24 protein-coding genes and 1 tRNA gene are annotated in these 18,878 nt (G+C 34.1%); 13 read left to right on the top strand and 12 right to left on the bottom strand.

Annotation, left to right across the window (positions count from 1 at the left end; all coding sequences use genetic code 11):
* Positions 1 to 5: 5 nt before the first annotated feature.
* Positions 6 to 872: a succinate dehydrogenase cytochrome b subunit gene (locus F0460_RS14620; protein ID WP_150014543.1), complete on the bottom strand. Its 867-nt coding sequence runs from the start codon at positions 870 to 872 to the stop codon at positions 6 to 8.
* A 150-nt stretch (positions 873 to 1,022) separates the two neighbouring features.
* Positions 1,023 to 1,883, bottom strand: coding sequence for a ChaN family lipoprotein (locus tag F0460_RS14615; RefSeq protein WP_150014541.1), 861 nt, complete (start codon positions 1,881 to 1,883; stop codon positions 1,023 to 1,025).
* A gap of 82 nt (positions 1,884 to 1,965) precedes the next feature.
* Between F0460_RS14615 and F0460_RS14610 the strand changes: the two genes are divergently transcribed.
* Both F0460_RS14610 and F0460_RS14605 read left to right on the top strand, forming a co-directional pair.
* The gene (locus F0460_RS14610; RefSeq protein ID WP_150014539.1) at positions 1,966 to 2,547 is read left to right on the top strand and encodes a Crp/Fnr family transcriptional regulator; all 582 of its coding nucleotides are present in this window, start codon (positions 1,966 to 1,968) and stop codon (positions 2,545 to 2,547) included.
* A 73-nt stretch (positions 2,548 to 2,620) separates the two neighbouring features.
* Positions 2,621 to 3,913: an aminopeptidase P family protein gene (locus F0460_RS14605; RefSeq protein WP_150014537.1), complete on the top strand. Its 1,293-nt coding sequence runs from the start codon at positions 2,621 to 2,623 to the stop codon at positions 3,911 to 3,913.
* A gap of 62 nt (positions 3,914 to 3,975) precedes the next feature.
* Here F0460_RS14605 and F0460_RS14600 read toward each other — a convergent pair whose 3' ends face one another.
* The 7 genes from F0460_RS14600 to rnhA all read right to left on the bottom strand — a co-directional run bounded on the left by F0460_RS14600 (position 3,976) and on the right by rnhA (position 9,088).
* Complete coding sequence (locus F0460_RS14600; protein WP_150014535.1) at positions 3,976 to 4,308, bottom strand: hypothetical protein; 333 nt, start codon at positions 4,306 to 4,308, stop codon at positions 3,976 to 3,978.
* A gap of 118 nt (positions 4,309 to 4,426) precedes the next feature.
* Entirely contained in the window at positions 4,427 to 4,828 is a 402-nt protein-coding gene (locus tag F0460_RS14595) for a hypothetical protein (protein WP_150014533.1), read from the bottom strand.
* A 181-nt stretch (positions 4,829 to 5,009) separates the two neighbouring features.
* Positions 5,010 to 6,911: an amidophosphoribosyltransferase gene (locus tag F0460_RS14590; protein ID WP_150014531.1), complete on the bottom strand. Its 1,902-nt coding sequence runs from the start codon at positions 6,909 to 6,911 to the stop codon at positions 5,010 to 5,012.
* A 64-nt stretch (positions 6,912 to 6,975) separates the two neighbouring features.
* Entirely contained in the window at positions 6,976 to 7,905 is a 930-nt protein-coding gene (locus F0460_RS14585; protein ID WP_150014529.1) for a PfkB family carbohydrate kinase, read from the bottom strand.
* Between the two features lie 129 nt (positions 7,906 to 8,034).
* Entirely contained in the window at positions 8,035 to 8,322 is a 288-nt protein-coding gene (locus F0460_RS14580) for a type II toxin-antitoxin system RelE/ParE family toxin (RefSeq protein ID WP_150014527.1), read from the bottom strand.
* Positions 8,315 to 8,542, bottom strand: coding sequence for a ribbon-helix-helix domain-containing protein (locus F0460_RS14575; protein ID WP_150014525.1), 228 nt, complete (start codon positions 8,540 to 8,542; stop codon positions 8,315 to 8,317). Before F0460_RS14575 ends, F0460_RS14580 begins: the two co-directional genes overlap by 8 nt.
* Before the next feature lie 75 nt (positions 8,543 to 8,617).
* Complete coding sequence (rnhA, locus tag F0460_RS14570; RefSeq protein ID WP_150014523.1) at positions 8,618 to 9,088, bottom strand: ribonuclease HI; 471 nt, start codon at positions 9,086 to 9,088, stop codon at positions 8,618 to 8,620.
* A 74-nt stretch (positions 9,089 to 9,162) separates the two neighbouring features.
* On the opposite strand from rnhA, the gene F0460_RS14565 reads away from it, so the two are divergent.
* Both F0460_RS14565 and F0460_RS14560 read left to right on the top strand, forming a co-directional pair.
* Positions 9,163 to 9,543, top strand: a complete 381-nt coding sequence (locus F0460_RS14565; protein ID WP_150014521.1) for a hypothetical protein — start codon at positions 9,163 to 9,165, stop codon at positions 9,541 to 9,543.
* Positions 9,544 to 9,694: 151 nt separating this feature from the next.
* A complete protein-coding gene (locus tag F0460_RS14560; RefSeq protein WP_150014519.1) occupies positions 9,695 to 10,204 on the top strand; it encodes a hypothetical protein in 510 nt (169 codons plus the stop codon).
* Here the strand turns inward: F0460_RS14560 and purN are convergent.
* A complete protein-coding gene (gene purN, locus F0460_RS14555) occupies positions 10,201 to 10,764 on the bottom strand; it encodes a phosphoribosylglycinamide formyltransferase (protein WP_150014517.1) in 564 nt (187 codons plus the stop codon). The two genes, F0460_RS14560 and purN, sit on opposite strands and share 4 nt — an antisense overlap.
* Positions 10,765 to 10,953: 189 nt before the next feature.
* Here purN and F0460_RS14550 point away from each other — a divergent pair, with 189 nt between their 5' ends.
* The 6 genes from F0460_RS14550 (at position 10,954) to F0460_RS14525 (ending at position 15,784) form a co-directional block, all read left to right on the top strand.
* Positions 10,954 to 11,190 carry an acyl carrier protein gene (locus tag F0460_RS14550; RefSeq protein WP_007137004.1) on the top strand — a complete coding sequence of 79 codons (237 nt, stop codon included), beginning with the start codon at positions 10,954 to 10,956 and terminating at the stop codon, positions 11,188 to 11,190.
* A gap of 167 nt (positions 11,191 to 11,357) precedes the next feature.
* A complete protein-coding gene (fabF, locus tag F0460_RS14545) occupies positions 11,358 to 12,611 on the top strand; it encodes a beta-ketoacyl-ACP synthase II (RefSeq protein WP_150014515.1) in 1,254 nt (417 codons plus the stop codon).
* 6 nt (positions 12,612 to 12,617) lie between these two features.
* On the top strand, positions 12,618 to 13,361 hold the full coding sequence (rnc, locus tag F0460_RS14540) for a ribonuclease III (protein WP_150014513.1): 744 nt from the start codon (positions 12,618 to 12,620) through the stop codon (positions 13,359 to 13,361).
* Positions 13,362 to 13,425: 64 nt separating this feature from the next.
* Positions 13,426 to 13,944, top strand: coding sequence for an IPExxxVDY family protein (locus tag F0460_RS14535; RefSeq protein ID WP_150014511.1), 519 nt, complete (start codon positions 13,426 to 13,428; stop codon positions 13,942 to 13,944).
* Position 13,945: 1 nt separating this feature from the next.
* Positions 13,946 to 15,376 carry a pyruvate kinase gene (gene pyk, locus F0460_RS14530; RefSeq protein WP_150014509.1) on the top strand — a complete coding sequence of 477 codons (1,431 nt, stop codon included), beginning with the start codon at positions 13,946 to 13,948 and terminating at the stop codon, positions 15,374 to 15,376.
* Between the two features lie 18 nt (positions 15,377 to 15,394).
* On the top strand, positions 15,395 to 15,784 hold the full coding sequence (locus tag F0460_RS14525) for a hypothetical protein (protein ID WP_150014507.1): 390 nt from the start codon (positions 15,395 to 15,397) through the stop codon (positions 15,782 to 15,784).
* A 196-nt stretch (positions 15,785 to 15,980) separates the two neighbouring features.
* On the opposite strand, the gene F0460_RS14520 is transcribed toward F0460_RS14525, so the two are convergent.
* Entirely contained in the window at positions 15,981 to 16,586 is a 606-nt protein-coding gene (locus F0460_RS14520) for a 50S ribosomal protein L25/general stress protein Ctc (protein ID WP_150014505.1), read from the bottom strand.
* A gap of 27 nt (positions 16,587 to 16,613) precedes the next feature.
* Positions 16,614 to 17,555, bottom strand: a complete 942-nt coding sequence (locus F0460_RS14515; RefSeq protein ID WP_150014503.1) for a ribose-phosphate pyrophosphokinase — start codon at positions 17,553 to 17,555, stop codon at positions 16,614 to 16,616.
* Between the two features lie 145 nt (positions 17,556 to 17,700).
* Between F0460_RS14515 and F0460_RS14510 the strand changes: the two genes are divergently transcribed.
* The 3 genes from F0460_RS14510 to F0460_RS14500 all read left to right on the top strand — a co-directional run bounded on the left by F0460_RS14510 (position 17,701) and on the right by F0460_RS14500 (position 18,743).
* Positions 17,701 to 17,780 (top strand) — tRNA-Leu (locus F0460_RS14510).
* Between the two features lie 160 nt (positions 17,781 to 17,940).
* Entirely contained in the window at positions 17,941 to 18,213 is a 273-nt protein-coding gene (locus tag F0460_RS14505; protein WP_150014501.1) for a hypothetical protein, read from the top strand.
* A 62-nt stretch (positions 18,214 to 18,275) separates the two neighbouring features.
* Positions 18,276 to 18,743: a regulatory protein RecX gene (locus F0460_RS14500; RefSeq protein WP_150014499.1), complete on the top strand. Its 468-nt coding sequence runs from the start codon at positions 18,276 to 18,278 to the stop codon at positions 18,741 to 18,743.
* Positions 18,744 to 18,878 lie beyond the last annotated feature (135 nt).

The following is an 18,878-nucleotide window of genomic DNA, read 5'->3' as shown; positions in this document are numbered from 1 at the left end:
TATGATTATTTAATGAAGTGAATGTAAATTGGAATAATTGCAAACAATAATGGAACTACGATTGCAAAAAATTTACCCAACCCGTTAATTAATCCGTTGTATTTAGGGTTATTAGCACCTAACGATTGGAATGCACTTGCAAAACCATGCATTAAGTGAAATGCTAATACAACCATTGAAAACACATAAAAAATTGTAAAAACCAAACCATATGTTGGATCTTTAAAAAATTCTATAGTGATTTTGTATAAATCTTTGTATCCTTCGGCAAACTTAATATCGGTACCTTTTGTGTAGAATTCTTTGTTGTTGCGAACATCTAACTCACCTTCTACCTTATCAAAGTAAATTTCTTTACCTTCTTGGTCTATTTTATAAACCATACCGCCGGTAGTTGTGTTGATACCTTGCGCTTTTAAGTCCATACCAGGCATTGGTTGGAAGTTAACTTCCTGTTGTTGCAAAGGCATGTGGCTAAAGTGCATTTTTGCCCAGAAATTAACCATGTGCGTAGCAATAAAAACAAGTAATAATGTTCCTAAAACCGCCATGTTTCTTGACTGCCATGTACTGTTTGATGCTGCATTGTTTTTTACATATCCTATTGGACGTGCTTTTTTGTTTTGAATGGTTAGCATGATACCATCAACCGCGTGGAATAAAATTGAAAAATACGTTACGTAAGATAGAATTTTTACCGCTGGATTTGATGTCATAAAGTACGCATATTGATTGAACTGTAAATCGGTTCCAAAAATCAACTGCAAGTTACCTGCTAAGTGACCTACCAAAAACAAGCATAAAAATAACCCCGTAAGTGCCATCCAGTATTTTTTCCCGATCGACGACTTTAATAGTGCAGATTTTGCCATAATGTAATGTTACTAGTTTTTCTTCTTAAAAAATCACACAAAAATACAGCTAATTATAAAAACAAAAAAAATGTTAATTGGTTTATTTTGCTATTTATAATCAGTTTAAACAAATTGTTTTTTTTACAGCAAACAGGCTGTAGCATTAAATTATTCGTAACTTTTTGGCATATCGGCATCTACCGCAATAATAAAGGTTGCCTTATTAAGATGTTCTTTTTCCAACTTATTTACATCTGCCTGTTCCACCACACTTATAGTCTGTATTTTTAAATTTCTATCGTATTTATTTACATACCAAGCAATTCCTTCAAAATCATCACTATGATAAGATCCATTTAAATGCAGAAAAATACTATTTGGTTGTAATTCGGTCACTAAAAAATGAGCCATTGTTGCATCTTTAATTGCCTGCGATTTCGGAAAATTTTCGTTTGCATGGTTGCTGTCTTTAAACATTTCCATCATTTTTACATACCCCGGCAGGTTTTTATCATACGGAAAAGGCAAAGGCGCAATCCACGATTTTTCTTGCATTGATAAAGTATCCAACGCTTCTACTCCCTTTTTGTAAACCAAACTTGCGTAACGGCGCGGAACATTCGTTGCAACATAATTAATATTGTTTTCTTTAGCGAAATTCAATAATGGTTTGTAATCGGTTTTATAGTTATTCCAAAGACGTGCTTCTTTTTCAAACTCTTTTTCGTCAAGTTTCCCTTTTACATAATTCTGTAGAATTTCTGCCTGATCACGCTCAAACATTTCTGCTCCAATAATTAGTTTTTTAGATTTATCGGCATGCAAACTTTTCGCGACTTTTACCTGAAAATAGTGTGCTATGGAATTATTGTGTAATTCGCCAAACAATACCACATCAGACTTTTGAAGGCTTTTGCTCATTTTTTCAAACGACACTTCTTTTCCTTCCGAAGTAAATATTTTGTAAGGTTGAACTTGGGCCGAAACAACCGAAACCATTAATAGAAATAAAGCTGTAATAAATTTCATAGAAATAATATTTATTTTTAAAAACACAAAGGTATTCATTATCTTTATCTTGTTAATATTTATCTTATACAGATTAACAAAAATGCACGATCATTCTAACTTTTTATTTAGTGAATCCTTCGGATTTTCTTCAGAAAACTTAAGAGCTACTTTAGTTCCTTTTCGATCATTTTTTAAGGAAATCCATTTAAAGAAAAATGATTTCCTTGTAAAGGAAGATGAAATTTGCAAATACTTTTGTTTTATTGATGAAGGTGTTTTAAAACATTCTATTGAAATTGACGGGCAAGAAAAGACGACTTATTTAGGCATGAAAAATACAGCAACAGTAGCGTTGAATAGTTTTTTGATGCAGCAACCATCGCGCAAAAGCATTAAAGCTCTTTTCGATTGCCATTTATGGATTATGAGCCGTGATGTTTTTTTGGAGCTGCGTGAAAGCAATTCTGATTTTCGACAGTTTTATTACAATCTTATTGAAAAGCAATTATGTTTGATTGACGAATATCGTTTAGATCTGCTTACACTTTCGCCCGAAGATCGCTATAAGAAATTATTAGAAAACGAACCTAAGTTGATACACGATGTTCCGTTGCATTACCTATCATCACTTTTAGGAATTTCAGACCGACACATGAGTCGAATTCGTAAAAACATAAAATAATGCCATTTGGCTGATTTGTACTAATTGGCATTTGTTTAATTTTGATAAACAATAATTTTAAAAACCTAAAACCATGAAATATCATCAAATAGACCGAAATCTTTTTATAAAAAACCGCAAAAAGTTTGTTGGTCAAATGGCTCCGCAAAGTTTAGCCGTATTTAATTCTAACGACATTTATCCGGTTTCTGCCGATTCTACTTTACCTTTTGCACAACATCGCGATATTTTTTATTTATCGGGTGTAGATCAAGAAGAATCTATCTTGGTGATTTTTCCTGATGCTTTTGAAGAAAAACACCGTGAAGTTTTGTTTTTACGCGAAACTAATGAACATATTGCCATTTGGGAAGGCGAAAAACTGACTAAAGAACGTGCTTTTGAAGTTTCGGGTGTTAAAACGGTTTATTGGCTTTCTGATTTCCCTACTATTTTCAGAAAAATGATGGTGGAAGCAGAAAATGTGTACATTAATAATAACGAACATTACCGCGCATCGGTTGAAACAGAAACTCGTGAAGATCGATTCATAAAAAAATTAAAGAACGATTTTCCAGGTCATCAATATATACGATCAAACCCAATTTTACAGCGTTTGCGTTCGGTAAAAGAACCACAAGAAATTGCTTTGATTCAACAGGCTTGTGATATTACCGAGAAAGGGTTCCGCAGAATTTTAGGTTTTGTAAAACCTGACGTTTGGGAATATGAAATTGAAGCAGAGTTTGCGCACGAGTTTCTACGTAACCGATCTAAAGGTTTTGCGTACACGCCAATTATTGCATCGGGTAACAATGCTAATGTGTTGCATTATATCGAAAATAACCAACAATGTAAAGATGGCGATTTAATTTTGTTTGATGTTGCAGCAGAATATGCTAATTACGCATCAGATTTATCAAGAACGATTCCTGTTAGCGGACGTTATACAGCGCGTCAACGTGAGGTTTATGATGCAGTTTTACGTTGTAAAAAAGCTGCTGAAACCTTATTGGTTGCCGGCAACAACTGGTACGATTACCACAAAGAATTAGGTAAAATTTATACGTCTGAATTATTAGGTTTAGGTTTATTGGATAAAGCCGATGTGCAAAACGAAAACCCAGACTGGCCTGCTTACAAAAAGTACATGATGCACGGAACATCGCACCACATGGGATTAGACACGCATGATTACGGAATTTTAACCGATAATTTTGTTGAAGGAATGGTATTTACAAACGAACCTGGTTTTTATATTCCTGCAGAAGGTTTCGGAATTCGTTTAGAGGACGATTACGTAATTCAAAATCAAGGATTGCCATTGAATTTAATGAAAAACATTCCGTTGGAAGCTGCCGAAATTGAAGATTTAATGAATAGATAGTTTTTATTTTTAAGCTGTTATTATAAACAAAACTCCGACTGATTTAATCTAGTCGGAGTTTCTTATTCTTTTGAAAAGTCTAATTTTTCTTCTCTATCTGCCGTCCAAGACATATCATACCTTACAGTTTTTAATCCTTTACTTTGTAAATCGCTTATAAGTTTTTCTGCATACAATATACCTTCTTTTAATGAAGTAGTTCTTTTTGCGTAAGCCGGTAATTCAACTTCTTTACCTTCAACAGAAATAGAAATAATAATTTCGGCTTCGCCTAGAGATTTTGTTTCATCACTAAACTCTTTTATAGGTTGATTTTCTTTTACCGATGCACTACTTTGTGCTTTTACAGAAACATTTAAAAGAAGAAACAAACCGAACAAAACTACTTTTCTCATAATATCTTTGGTTTAAATTTTATCTAATTTACTAAAAAACAATTATCTGAAATAAAAAAAATCCCAAATACTAATCTTATCAGTATCGGGATTTCATCTTAAAAAATATAAAGGTTGATTATGACCAGCGTTTGTTTCCATAAGCTTCGTATTGGTATGCATAAATTCTACTCCATTTATCGTATTGTGATCTGCTTAACAGATTTTGAATTTTACGATCGTACTCACGGTCTAACATACGCAGTTTTTGCTCTGGATTTCTGTATTTTCTAATAATATAACGTTCATCGTTTTGTTTGTCTTTCAAAATATCAACCAACATACGTTCTTGACGTTTTGATAAATCTAAACGAGAAAAACTATAGTTTCCGTATTTGTTATTGTATTTATCGTTGCCATAATTTTGCTGGCTGTGACGGTTTTCTTGGTATCTGTTATCATCAGTTCTTACCATTTGTCGTTGCTGTGCAAATCCACTTAGACTAAGTGTTACTAATGCAAGGGTAATTAATTTTCTCATGATTTCTAACTTTTTAATGTTTTAAACTTGTTGTTTGATTAGTGAATTCCAATTGCCGTGCCAAAGTTTAAAACCAGAGAAAATTTTATTTGAATGCAGGTAAACCGATTGATTTTTGAGGTAAACAAAAAAAGCATCAGGTTTTCTCCTGATGCTTTTAATATATTTAAGTTTTATAATCTTAATAAGCTCTTGCGTCGTTACCTTCTACAAAGTTCATAAACGCACGGTTTACCACGCGGTTACCACCTGCTGTTGGGTAATTTCCGGTAAAATACCAGTCACCTAAATTATCAGGACAAGAAATATGAAGATTTTCTACCGTTTGAAACATCACTTTTAAATCGGCTTTTACAGTTTCAGGATGAAGCATTTCAGAAATTTTATCAGAAATTTCTTCATCGGTAAACGGAGCGTAAATTTCTGTAACAAAGTTTATCACCTGTTCATCTGGTAAATTTTCCTGCGTTTTACATTTCGCATAAACTTCATCAATAATATGATACATGTTACGATCTTTCAACAATTCTAATGTAGCATTAAAAGCAATCAATGTATCCATTTTAGCCATATCGATACCGTAACAATCAGGATAACGAATTTGCGGAGCCGATGAAACTACGATGATTTTTTTAGGATTTAATCGATCTAACATCTTGACAATCGATTTTTTCAAGGTAGTTCCGCGCACAATACTATCGTCAATAACAATCAAAGTATCGGTTGGTTTTACTACACCATACGTAACATCGTACACATGTTCTACCATATCGTCGCGGTTACTGTCGTCTGTAATAAACGTACGCAACTTGGCATCTTTAATGGTGATTTTTTCTGATCGAATAGTTTTAGAAAGAATTTCCTGTAGATTTTCTGGCGACAACTGCTCTTTTAAAGCAAGAATACGTTCGGTTTTCTGCTTGTTTAAAAATTCTTGTGCACCTTCAACCATTCCAAAATAAGAAACTTCGGCTGTGTTAGGAATGTAAGAGAACACGGCATTTTCTACATCATTTTCAAGTTCTTTCAAAATCATAGGCATCATTGTTCTACCTAACATTTTGCGTTCTTGATAGATTGACGCATCGTTTCCTCTTGAAAAATAAATACGTTCAAACGAACATGCTTTTCTTTCTAAAGGCTCTAAAATTTCTTCGAAAGAAACCTGACCGTCTTTTTTAATAATAATGGCGTTACCCGGATCTAACTCTTTAATTTCGTTGAAAGGAACGTTAAATGCAGTTTGAATCACCGGACGTTCTGAAGCCACGACCACAATTTCTTCGTCTTCGTAATAAAACGCCGGACGAATTCCTGCAGGATCGCGCAATACAAACGCATCTCCATGACCAAACATACCTGCCATTGCAAAACCACCGTCCCAGTTTTTAGATGCTCTGCGTAAAATGCGTGCAATATCTAAACGCTCGCCGATTACCGGAGTCGCATCTTTTTTAGATAAACCTTCTTTATCGCGTAACTGAAAGTACAGATCTTCTACTTCATCATCTAAAAAATGACCGATTTTTTCCATTACCGTAACGGTATCTGCCATTTCTTTTGGATGCTGACCCAAACGCACCAAATCTTCAAACAAAACCTTTACGTTGGTTAAGTTGAAGTTTCCGGCTACAATAAGGTTGCGATGCATCCAGTTGTTCTGACGTAAAAACGGATGTACGCTTTCTATATTATTCTTTCCGAAAGTTCCGTAACGTACGTGCCCCAAAAACACTTCTCCCAAATAAGGAATGTGTTTTTTCTGTGCATCAACATCGTTCAACCATTCCGGATTTTCTTCTAATTCTTGATTGATTCTTCCGTTTACTTGCGAAAAAATATCTTGAATTGGAGATGTTTTGTTAGATCGAACGCGGCTGATATAACGCTCACCCGGATCCATATCTAACTTAATGCTTGCCAAACCTGCCCCGTCTTGTCCGCGGTTGTGCTGCTTTTCCATTAGCAGGTACATTTTTTGGATTGCATAAAAACTTGATCCGTATTTTTCTTTATAAAAAGACAACGGTTTCTTTAATCTTAAAAGTGCAATACCACATTCGTGTTTTATAGCGTCGCTCATTGTTGTATGTTGTTGTGTTATTGTTGTTAAACCAAAAAAAGCCCATAATTTGGGCTTTCTGTTTTTATTGTGCTAGTTCTATATCGAACTGTGTTAACATTTTAAACTGCTGTAAACGTGCGTTTACTTCTTCTTTTTCTAAACTTTCCATGCGTTGCGTTCCGAATTTTTCAACACAGAACGATGCCAGATTGGAACCATGTATAATAGCGTTCTTCATATTATTGAACGAAACATTGCCTTGCTGTGCCAAATAGCCCGAAAAACCGCCGGCAAACGTATCGCCTGCTCCGGTTGGATCAAAAACTTCTTTTAAGGGTAATGCCGGTGCAAAAAACACTTGGTCGTTATTAAAAAGTAACGCACCGTGTTCGCCTTTTTTAATTACCACGAATTTTGGTCCCATGGTATGAATGATTTCTGCTGCTTTAACCAATGAGTATTCACCAGAAAGTTGGCGAGCTTCTTCATCGTTAATTGTAAGAACATCTACACGTTTTAAAACCTGTTTTAATTCTTCTAAAGCACAATCCATCCAAAAGTTCATGGTATCTAAAACAACCAATTTTGGTTTTGATGTTAATTGATCTAAAACACCAATTTGGATATTAGGATGTAAATTTCCTAACATAATTACATCAGAATCTTTAAAATCTTCTGGAACAATCGGATTAAAATCTGCCAAAACGTTTAACTGTGTATCTAAAGTATCACGCGAATTTAAATCGTTATGATACAAACCGCTCCAGAAAAAGGTTTTGCCTTCTTTTACGATTTCGATTCCAGAAATATCAATATTTCTGCTTGATAACAAATCTAAATATTCTTGAGAAAAATCGTCTCCAACTACAGAAACAATTGCCGATTTTACATTAAAATGCGATGCCGATAAACCTATATAAGTAGCGGCTCCACCAAGAATTTTGTCGGTTTTACCAAAAGGTGTTTCAATTGCATCATAAGCAACCGTTCCTACAATCAATAATTTGTTCATATAGTTGTTAGTAAATGAAGATGCAAAGATAATACGAAACCAACTAATACGCAAACACGTTTGTTATTCATTAACATAGATTAATTTTCGTTTATTTTTAAGTAGATAATCATGACGAAACACACGAGATTAAAGTTTATTTTCGAGATCTTGCTTGCTAATAACAGCCATTATTTCAACCTGGTTATTATTTACTTTATAATAAATTGCATCTGACCCGCAAACGCAACGGCGATAACCTTGCTTAATAAAGTCAACAGATTCAAATGAAAAAGGTATGCGGGCAATCATTTCAAAATGATCAAAAAAGGTATTAAAATAAGCATCTGCCTGCTGCATACCAAATCTTTGAACTCCATAATGATGAATTCTAATCAAATCTTCTTTAGCAGCATTACTTAACTTATAGTTAGCCATTAAGCAATTCTTTAGATAATTTTAAAATTTCTTCTTTACTGTCAGTGGTAAATCCACTTTTTTCAGCATTTTCTAATTTTTCCTTTATCCATTCTTGTTTGCGAGCTTGTCTAATTAAATCATTAACCAACTCACTTTTACTGGCATATTCTTTATTATCAACTTGATTTTTTAACCATTGATCATTAGGTTCTGTAAGAGAAATACTTTGTCGTGCCATAATTTCACATTTGATGTAAATTTACACCAAAATAGCATCAACAACAATTTTTTAATAATTATTTTATAACCATACTTAATTTTCGTTTTCTTCGTACCATTCGTCAATCAGCAGTTTAGGTTCTTTTGATGCTTGAACCGCCAAGAAATCGCAACGCTCGTTCATTGGGTGGTTATTATGCCCTTTTACCCATTGAAAATTGACTTTATGCTTACGGTAAATCTTTAAAAAACGCTGCCATAAATCAGGATTTTTCTTACCTGCGAAGCCTTTCTTTTCCCAACCAAAAACCCAACCCTTTGTAACCGAATCTACTACATATTTAGAATCTGAAACCACCAAAACCGTTAAATTATCTCTAGTTAAAGCTTCTAACCCAATAATCACAGCCAACAATTCCATTCGGTTATTGGTTGTTTTACGATATCCTTTTGATAATTCTTTATAATGTTTGGTATTGTTTAAGTGTAAAATAGTACCATAACCACCCGGACCTGGATTTCCGCGCGATGAACCATCGGTATATAAAAGAATTTCGGGTTGCATGTAATTTAGTTTCAGCAAAAATACAATTCTATTTTGGCATTTTTTTTGTTAGCACCTATCAAAACACAAATTCTATGGAGAAATACTTACTTACAATTGGTTTGTTGGCTGTTACAAATATCTTTGTGCAAAATAAAAATACGGTTTATAATTACGACTATAACTATGCGAATAAAATGTCGAGATTATGGATTGATTTTGATATTATTGTAGAATACGATTTTTTAGAACACAAGCTGTTTCATAAAGATTTTACTTTGAAAGACGGCTATATTTTTAAAAACACGAATGATTCATTGGTCGAAATTGGTTTTTACAATACCGAACAGTTTATTCTAAATAGAGAAGTTTACGAAATGAAATATCCTGCCGCTGGTAGAATCGCTATTCGCAAAAAAAGGAGACAAAACTTGGTTAAGAGTAAATACCAAGCAAACAACGATATCATTTATTGAGTCAACAGACAACATTCCTGAAATGGTTCAGCTTTGGGCATTATCAACTGCTTTACAACGTGAATTCTTTTATAGAGAAAGACGATTGTACGAAAAAGCAACATCAACCAATATCACCATAAAGACCGAAACATCGTTATAAAATAGTTTTATGAAAACACTATTAACCCTCATTCTGCTTTTAAGTTTTTCTGTAGGCAACGCGCAATATTTACAAAACGATACTATTTATTTTGATATTCCAAACGATAGCATTGCACGACTTTGGGATAACAGCGATTACAATCATACTGATATCGATCTAAAAAATAGAAGAATTATTAACGATTATTACGTTTTTGAAGACGATATTATTTTTGCTATTGATGATTCTTTATCGTTTGAAATTGGCAGTTACGATAAAAATAATCTGTATTTGGAAAAGCAGTATAAATTTTCGAAACCATTATTCAACAGATTGGAAATAACCGAAGTTGGAAGCAAAAAATCGGCTAAGGTGCGAACCAAAGCCGATCATGTAATTTTTGAAGATCCACATAATATTTTAACCGATGTTATTAAACTTTGGTTAAGCGAAAAGTGTATCCGCAGATATTTAAACAGAGAAGAAACAGAGAATTTTATAGAAAATGTTCTGTCAAATACCGCAGCTTCCTTTTAATCGTCCAATAATTTTTCGATCACTTTCGGGAAATGCTCATACTCTAATTCGTGTACTTTATTGGCAACATCTAAAGCCGTATCGATTTCGGCAACCGGCGTTTTAGCCTGAAAAATAACTGCGCCTTCATCGTAATGTTCACTTACAAAATGAATGGTTATGCCGGTTTCGGTTTCTTTATTGGCAACAACTGCATCGTGCACAAAACCTCCGTACATTCCTTTCCCTCCGAATTTTGGTAAAAGTGCCGGATGAATATTTACTATTTTGTTTGGATATAGCGCCACAATTTGGGCAGGAAACAACAATAAATATCCTGCTAAAACAATTAAATCGGGTTTTAATTCGTTGATTCTATCAAACAAAATACCCTCATCATTCTGCTTTTTGGTAATCACTTCGGCAGAAACATTCAAATTTTTAGCTCGTTCTAAAACAAAAGCATCTTTTTTATTGGTAATGATATGAAAGTTGTGCGAAATCTTTTTTTCTCTAAAATACTTAATGATATTTTCTGCGTTACTTCCCGATCCTGAAGCTAATAAAACAATGTTTTTCATACAATTACGATACTTTTATTGGGTATTAAAGATTAAATAATTAATTTAACCAGCACAAAAATCGAAAAAAATATCCATTTAAAAATTATTTTTTTAACTTCGCAGTTACAAAAACAATTAAAAGTGTGGTTTTAAATTAAAGTTTTATATTTTTGCCACAACAATTAAACTTAAAAAATAGAAAAGGTTATGTCAGACATTGCATCAAGAGTAAAAGCAATTATCGTTGACAAATTAGGAGTTGACGAAAACGAAGTTGTAACAGAAGCAAGCTTCACAAATGATTTAGGAGCTGATTCATTAGACACTGTTGAGCTAATCATGGAATTTGAAAAAGAATTTGATATTCAAATCCCAGACGATCAAGCTGAAAACATTGCTACTGTTGGTCAAGCTATCTCTTACATCGAAGAGGCTAAAAAATAATAACTAATTAGCCTGTGCAGTATATTTAATATTGCACAGGTGTTATTATTTCCTTTTTCCAAGTTTAAGATTAAATTATTAGATCTAAATCTGTAAAATTATAGCAACCCAATGTTTCGTTTTTCTTGAAACTTGGGTTTTTATTATTTTATTTAAAATATACTTATATGAATTTGAAGCGAGTTGTTGTTACTGGTTTAGGTGCCCTAACTCCTATTGGAAATAACGTTGCAGCTTACTGGGACGGACTTATTAACGGAGTAAGCGGCGCAGCGCCAATTACCTATTTTGACGCTTCTAACTTTAAAACACAATTTGCTTGTGAGGTTAAAGATTTTAATGTTGAAGATTTTATCGACAGGAAAGAAGCAAGAAAAATGGACCGCTACACCCAATATGCTATCGTTACCGCTACCGAAGCAATGGAAGATGCGAATTTTAATCTTGAAAAATTAGATTTAGATCGTGCTGGGGTAATCTGGGGTTCGGGAATTGGTGGTTTACAAACTTTTCAAGACGAGGTTACCAATTTTAACCAAGGAAACGGTGTACCAAAATTCAACCCGTTCTTTATTCCTAAAATGATTGCCGATATTGCCGGTGGATTAATTTCTATGAAATACGGTTTACGCGGACCAAACTTTACAACGGTTTCTGCATGTGCATCATCTACCAATGCAATTATTGATGCCTTTAACTACATTCGTTTAGGTATGGCAGATGTTATTGTTACAGGTGGATCTGAAGCGGCGGTTACCATTGCAGGAATCGGCGGATTTAACGCTATGCACGCATTATCAACAAGAAACGACGATCCAAAAACAGCATCAAGACCAACAGATAAAGACCGTGACGGTTTTGTTTTAGGCGAAGGTGCAGGTGCTTTGGTTTTAGAAGAATATGAACACGCGGTTGCTCGTGGCGCAAAAATCTATTGTGAAATTGGCGGCGGCGGTATGTCTGCAGATGCACACCACATTACAGCTCCACACCCTGAAGGTTTAGGTGCTAAAAACGTAATGTTGAACTGTTTGCGCGATGCTGGTTTAAAACCAACAGATGTTGATGGTGTAAACATGCACGGAACATCTACACCATTAGGTGATATTGCAGAATCTAAAGCAATTTTAGAGGTTTTTGGTGAACATGCTTATACAATGAACTTGAATTCAACAAAATCTATGACCGGGCATTTATTAGGTGCAACAGGGGCTATTGAAGCTATTTCTTGTATTTTGGCGATTCAACATGGTATCATTCCACCAACAATCAACCATTTTACTGCCGATAAAAACATCGATTCTAAACTAAACTTTACTTTTAACAAAGCGCAAAAACGCGATGTTAAGGTTTTAATGAGTAACACGTTTGGTTTTGGCGGACACAATGCTTGTGTTTTGGTTAAAAAATTAGAGAACTAATTAAGCATGAATTGGCTTAAAAAAATACTGACAAAAAGATCCCCTATTAATAATAGCGGGATTTTTTGTTCGGAAATTTCGAAAGTAATCGGATACAAGCCAAAAAACACACTTCTTTTCGAGACTGCTTTTACGCATCGCTCTCTCAACAAAATCGGTATTACAGGCGAGCCTTTAAATTATGAACGTTTGGAATTTTTGGGCGATGCTATTTTAGGATCAGTCATTGCTGCCTTTCTATACAAAAATGCTCCAAAAGGCGATGAAGGTTATCTTACACAAATGCGATCAAAAATCGTAAACAGATCGTACCTTAACAGCATTGGCAAAAAACTTCAATTAATTGATTTGGTTCGAACAAAAGCGAACATTCACAACTTTGGCGACAACATTAACGGTAATTTGTTAGAAGCTTTAATTGGTGCCATTTACGTTGATACCGGATTTACAGCCTGCGAAAAATTTATTTACAAGAATATTCTGATCGATTTTAAAGATCTGGAACATTTAGAAAATAAAATATCAAGCTACAAAAGTCTGTTTATTGAGTATTGCCAAAAAAACAAATGCACCTTTAAGTTTGAAAACTGTGACGATAACGGAAAAGACAACGTTAAGCATTTCTACATAAAACTGTATTTTAACGATACAGTTATTGCACGCGCACGCGCGACCAGCAAGAAAAAAGCCGAAGAAAAAGCGGCACACCGCGCCTACTTTGCATTGCAAAATCAGATACTGCAGCATTAAAAAATGATTAAATATTGAGTTTCAATCAATAATCGTATTTAAATTTTGTATTTTTGTTAAAAGAATGACGCCGCAGAAAAAAAATACAAACGAAGTTTTACACAAGCTGGAATTTATTGATGACGATAAGGACGATATTGTTCTAATTGCCATAAAATCTAACATGCCCGATTACAAAATGGCGTATTCTTTAAACAGATATCTGGGCGTACAGTTTAAAAAAGTTCTTCCTGAAATATCGCTAACAGAAAATGTAACTGCTTTTTTTAGGAGTTTTATTTTCCAAGATCACAAAAATCATTTGATTTGGCGATTGTTCGAAAATAAATCGAATTACACGGAAAATGATACTAACGAAGGTTATTCTTTGTTTAAAAACAACGAAGAATTGTTCGCAGCAACGCATTATCTGATACCGGAATGGAAAAATATCGACTTTTTTATTCTGATTGAAAACACCGATTTTTTGTTTGAAACAGAAGAATTGTTAGAAAAACTTCAAAACATAAAGAACATATCAACCCAATTTGTCGTTGATATTGATTCTTTAAATATAAAATCACAAAAAAATTTAATTTTTTAATATGTTACCAAGAAAAAAAACAAAAATAGTCGCAACCCTAGGTCCGGCTTGCAGCACCAAAGAGATAATTAAGCAAATGATTGAATCTGGTGTAAATGTTTTTAGAATCAACTTTTCGCATGCAGATTATTTTGACATTGAAGACAAGGTTAAAATCATTCGCGAGTTAAACGACGAATTTCAATACAACACTTCTATATTAGCCGATTTACAAGGTCCGAAATTACGCGTAGGTGTAATGAAAGACGAAGTTGTTCTTAAAAAAGGCGATATTATTACTTTTTCTACCAAAGAAGAATTTTTAGGAACAGCCGAAAAAGTTTACATGACCTATAAAAGTTTTCCGCAAGATGTAAATCCGGGTGAAAGCATTTTATTAGACGATGGTAAACTTATTTTCACGGTGTTGGATACAGACGGTATTCATGAAGTGAGAGCTGTTGTTGTTCAAGGCGGTCCGTTACGATCTAAAAAGGGAGTTAATTTACCAAACACAAAGGTTTCATTGCCGGCTTTAACCGAAAAAGACATTAAAGATGCTCTTTTCGCGATTAAATTAAGTGTTGACTGGATTGCTCTTTCTTTTGTAAGAACCGAAGAAGATTTAGAAGATTTACGATTACTGATTGAAGAACATTCTGATCATAAAATTCCGATTATTGCTAAAATTGAAAAACCCGAAGCTGTTGCGAACATCAATAAAATTGTATCACATTGCGATGGTTTAATGGTTGCTCGTGGCGATTTGGGTGTTGAAATTCCGGCACAAGAAGTTCCGTTGATTCAAAAACAATTGGTTCACAAAGCAAAATATGCTCGTATTCCGGTAATTATTGCCACACAGATGATGGAAACAATGATTACCAGCCTGACACCTACTCGTGCCGAAGTGAACGACGTTGCAAATTCTGTAATGGATGGGGCCGATGCAGTAATGCTTTCAGGAGAAACATCGGTTGGTAATTATCCTGTTCAGGTAATCGAAAAAATGACACAGATTATTAACAGTGTAGAAAATTCAGATTTGATTAAACTACCTGTTAACGATCCTAAAATTAAAACAAAACGTTTCATCACCAAATCTATTTGCTACCACGCAGCCATTATGGCAAACAGTATCGAAGCAAAGGTTATTAACACGCTAACCAATTCAGGATACACTGCTTTTCAAATTTCGGCATGGCGACCAAATGCACACATTTTAGCTTATACATCAAACAAAAACATGCTTACACAGTTAAGTTTGCTTTGGGGTGTTACTGCTTTTTGGTACGATAAATACGAAAGTACCGATGTTACTATTGAAGATATTAACCAGATTGCCAAAGAAAACAATTATGTATTAGAAGGCGATTACACGATTAATTTAGCTTCGATGCCTTTAAATGAAAAGGGAATGGTAAACACGATTCGTGTTTCTGAAATTGAATAGATAAAAACATACGTTTACTTGAGAAATTTTCTGTTTTTTGGTTTGATTTTATTGTGTATACCTTACACTACAGAATCTGAAAGATTCTTAAAGAAACAATTATCAGAAGATAATTTTGATTTTATAGATCTAAAAGCAAAGAGTAGTACCATACACTATAATATTACTAACAGTGGTGTACAGTATGGAATTATTACACTTAACAATAAACAAGAAATTAAGTTTTGGTTTGTAAGCCATCATTTCATGTCTGACAAAGGCGGAACGATTTATGAATTTCCGAACGGAGATAAACAATTCATAAGCGGTATGTATTGTTGCGAAGTTCAATTTAACGATGATGGATCTTTAAAAAATCTTTCTACCTTTAAGAATTATCTTGAAGCCAAGAACGGATTAAGAACTTAAAAACAGTAAACTAATTATACACAAAAAGTCATTCTTAACCGAGAATGACTTCTTTGTTTGCAAAAGACTTTTTGTGAGAAACGAGCAAAAAAATTGTAACTTAAAGCCCGACCCGAAGGGATTTGCCCAAATAAAAAATAGATCAATAAAAAAGCCCCGAATAAATTCGAGGCTTTTTGTATAAAAATAACGTTGATTATTTTTTCTTTTTTGCTCCACCTTTTTCTGCTTTTGCAGCTTCTTGAGCAGCTTTCATTGCAGCACGAGAAATACGTACTTGTGCAATTACTGTATTGTCTGGTTGTAACAATTTAAAGTTGTTTGTTGGCAATTTAGTAATGTATAATTTGTTACCCATTTCTAATTCTGTGATATCCGCTTCTACGAAATCAGGTAAGTTTGCCGGTAAAGCACGTACTTTTAATTTACGTTGGTTTAAACGTAAAACACCACCTGCCATAACACCTTTAGAGTTTCCTACAACTTTTACAGGAACTTCCATAGTGATTTCTTTATCAGCTTGTAACTGGTAGAAATCGATGTGTAAAATTTTGTCTGATACTGGATCAAACTGAATGTCTTGCAAGATAGCGTCAACTTGCTTAGCACCTAAATCAATTGCAACAGTGTGTACGTTTGGAGTATACACTAAGCTTTTGAATGCTTTTTCCTCAGCTGTAAAATGTACTGGTTGTTCTCCTCCGTAAATTACGCAAGGAACCAATCCAGCATTACGTGCGGTTTTGGTAGCTACTTTACCCACGCTTTCTCTTTCTTGTCCTTTAATTGAAATTGATTTCATTTTAAATATATAAAAATTAATAAAAAATTACATGATAAACTTATCGCTGATAGATGTGTTATTTTGTACCATGTGCATTACATCTGCAAATAATTCGGTACATGTTATGACACGTATTTTGCTGCTTTCTTTTTTCAACGGAATTGAATCTGTAACGATTAATTCTGTTAATGCCGAGTTTTCTATCTTCTCAACTGCGTTGCCCGATAAAATGGCATGTGTACAGATTGCACGCACGCTTAAAGCGCCACGTTCCATCATAACATCGGCTGCTTTTGCTAATGTTCCACCTGTATCAATCATATCGTCAACTAAAATAACGTTTCTGCCTTTTACGTCACCAATCAATTCCATGGTATCGATAACATTGGCTTTTTTACGTTGTTTGTAACATACAACAACTTCGCTTTCTAAATATTTAGCATAAGCATACGCACGTTTAGATCCACCCATATCAGGCGATGCAATGGTTAAATTCTCTAAACCTAACGATTGTACATAAGGTAAAAAGATGGTTGATGCATACAGATGATCTACCGGTTTTTCAAAGAAACCTTGTATTTGGTCTGCATGTAAATCCATTGTCATTACACGAGTTGCACCGGCAGTTTCTAACATTTTAGCTACTAATTTTGCACCTATCGGCACACGCGGCTTGTCTTTACGGTCTTGACGCGCCCAACCAAAATAAGGAATTACAGCGGTAATGTGACGAGCAGATGCACGTTTTGCAGCATCGCACATTAACAATAATTCCATTAAATTATCGGCACTTGGAAAAGTAGAACATACCAAGAACACACGTAATCCACGAATAGACTCTTCAAACGATGGTTGAAATTCCCCATCACTGTAATGCGAAAATGATACACGCCCCAACTCTACACCGTAATGTTTGGCAATCTTTTCTGCTAATACTTTACTTTGCGAACATGCAAATACTTTTGCTTCAGGTTCAAAGTAACTCATTGTTGCTTAATTTAGTAGTTATTATTGTTTGTTGTATTGTGGGTGCAAATTTAAAAATAATTTTAATGATACCGCATTTTTTTTAATATTTTATTTGTTTTAAATAATATTGTGTTTACATTTGCAACACAATTTCAAGCAAAAAGCCTGAGTGGCGGAATTGGTAGACGCGCACGACTCAAACTCGTGTTCTTTGGAGTGTGGGTTCGATTCCCACCTCAGGTACAGAAAGCTCAACTGCAAAGTTGGGCTTTTTTTGTTATTTATTAGATCATTCAACAGTACTTTCTAATCCAATTTTTTAGATCGAAATTTAAAACTTAACATCAATACGCTTTAATATAGAAGTATTTTCCTTATTTTTATAGATCTAAAACGTATCAATATGAAAAAAGACCAATTAAAGAAAAAGCTTAAAGAACAAAATAAGCAGTTAAAAAAACAGAAATCGGTAATTAAATCGTACAAAAAATTGCTGGGTGAATATGAAGATCTTTCAAAAAGAATGAAAAAGAACATTAAAAAGTTTGAATCATTGTTGGAAGATATCGAGGTTGAAGAGGAATTAACTGAAGAAGAAATCGATCAAATCATGAGTCAGTTTGCTGAAGAAAATGAAGAAGACGATCAAGAAACCAATAACAATAAAGAAAAATAATACCCCAGAAATCCTCTGTTAGAGGATTTTTTCTTTCAAAACACATAAGAATCAGTTAACTAATGCAAAACAGTCAAGGAATTTCTGTAAACGACGCCATAAAAAAGTTAGAATACTATTGTTCTTATCAAGATCGATGCTATAGGGAAGTTACCATGAAATTAAAGTCGTTAGGCATGTTTCAAACCGCGATTGACCATATTTTGGATCATTTGGTCGCAAACAACTTTTTAAACGAAGAGCGATTTGCTAAAAGCTTTGCTCGAGGCAAGCATAAATTCAAACAATGGGGTAAACGTCGTATAGAACAAGAACTGAAGTTTCGAGATATATCCTCCTACAACATTAAAACTGCTATAAAAGAAATAGAAGCCGATTATTTAAGCAATTTCTATGCCCTAGCAGAACGTAAATGGCAAAACATAACCGAACCATCATTAGAAAAGAAAAAACGCAAATGGGTCGATTTTTTAATGCGTAAAGGCTATGAAAGCAACTTAATTTTTGATTTTCTTAAAGATTTACAATAACGTCTACAATCCGTAGGAGTTTTTTTATTCATAATTTGGGCAATCCCTTCCGCTGTTGCTACAGTTCGGGCTTTCGCGAGTCGCTTTTGTTTTTTCAAAACAAAGAGCTCCAACAATCGCTCTATCCCTATTGCG

The sequence above is a fragment of the Paenimyroides baculatum genome (assembly GCF_008629655.1).
GTDB classification, from domain to species: Bacteria; Bacteroidota; Bacteroidia; order Flavobacteriales; family Flavobacteriaceae; genus Flavobacterium; species Flavobacterium baculatum.
This window is presented reverse-complemented; position numbering and strand designations above follow the sequence as displayed.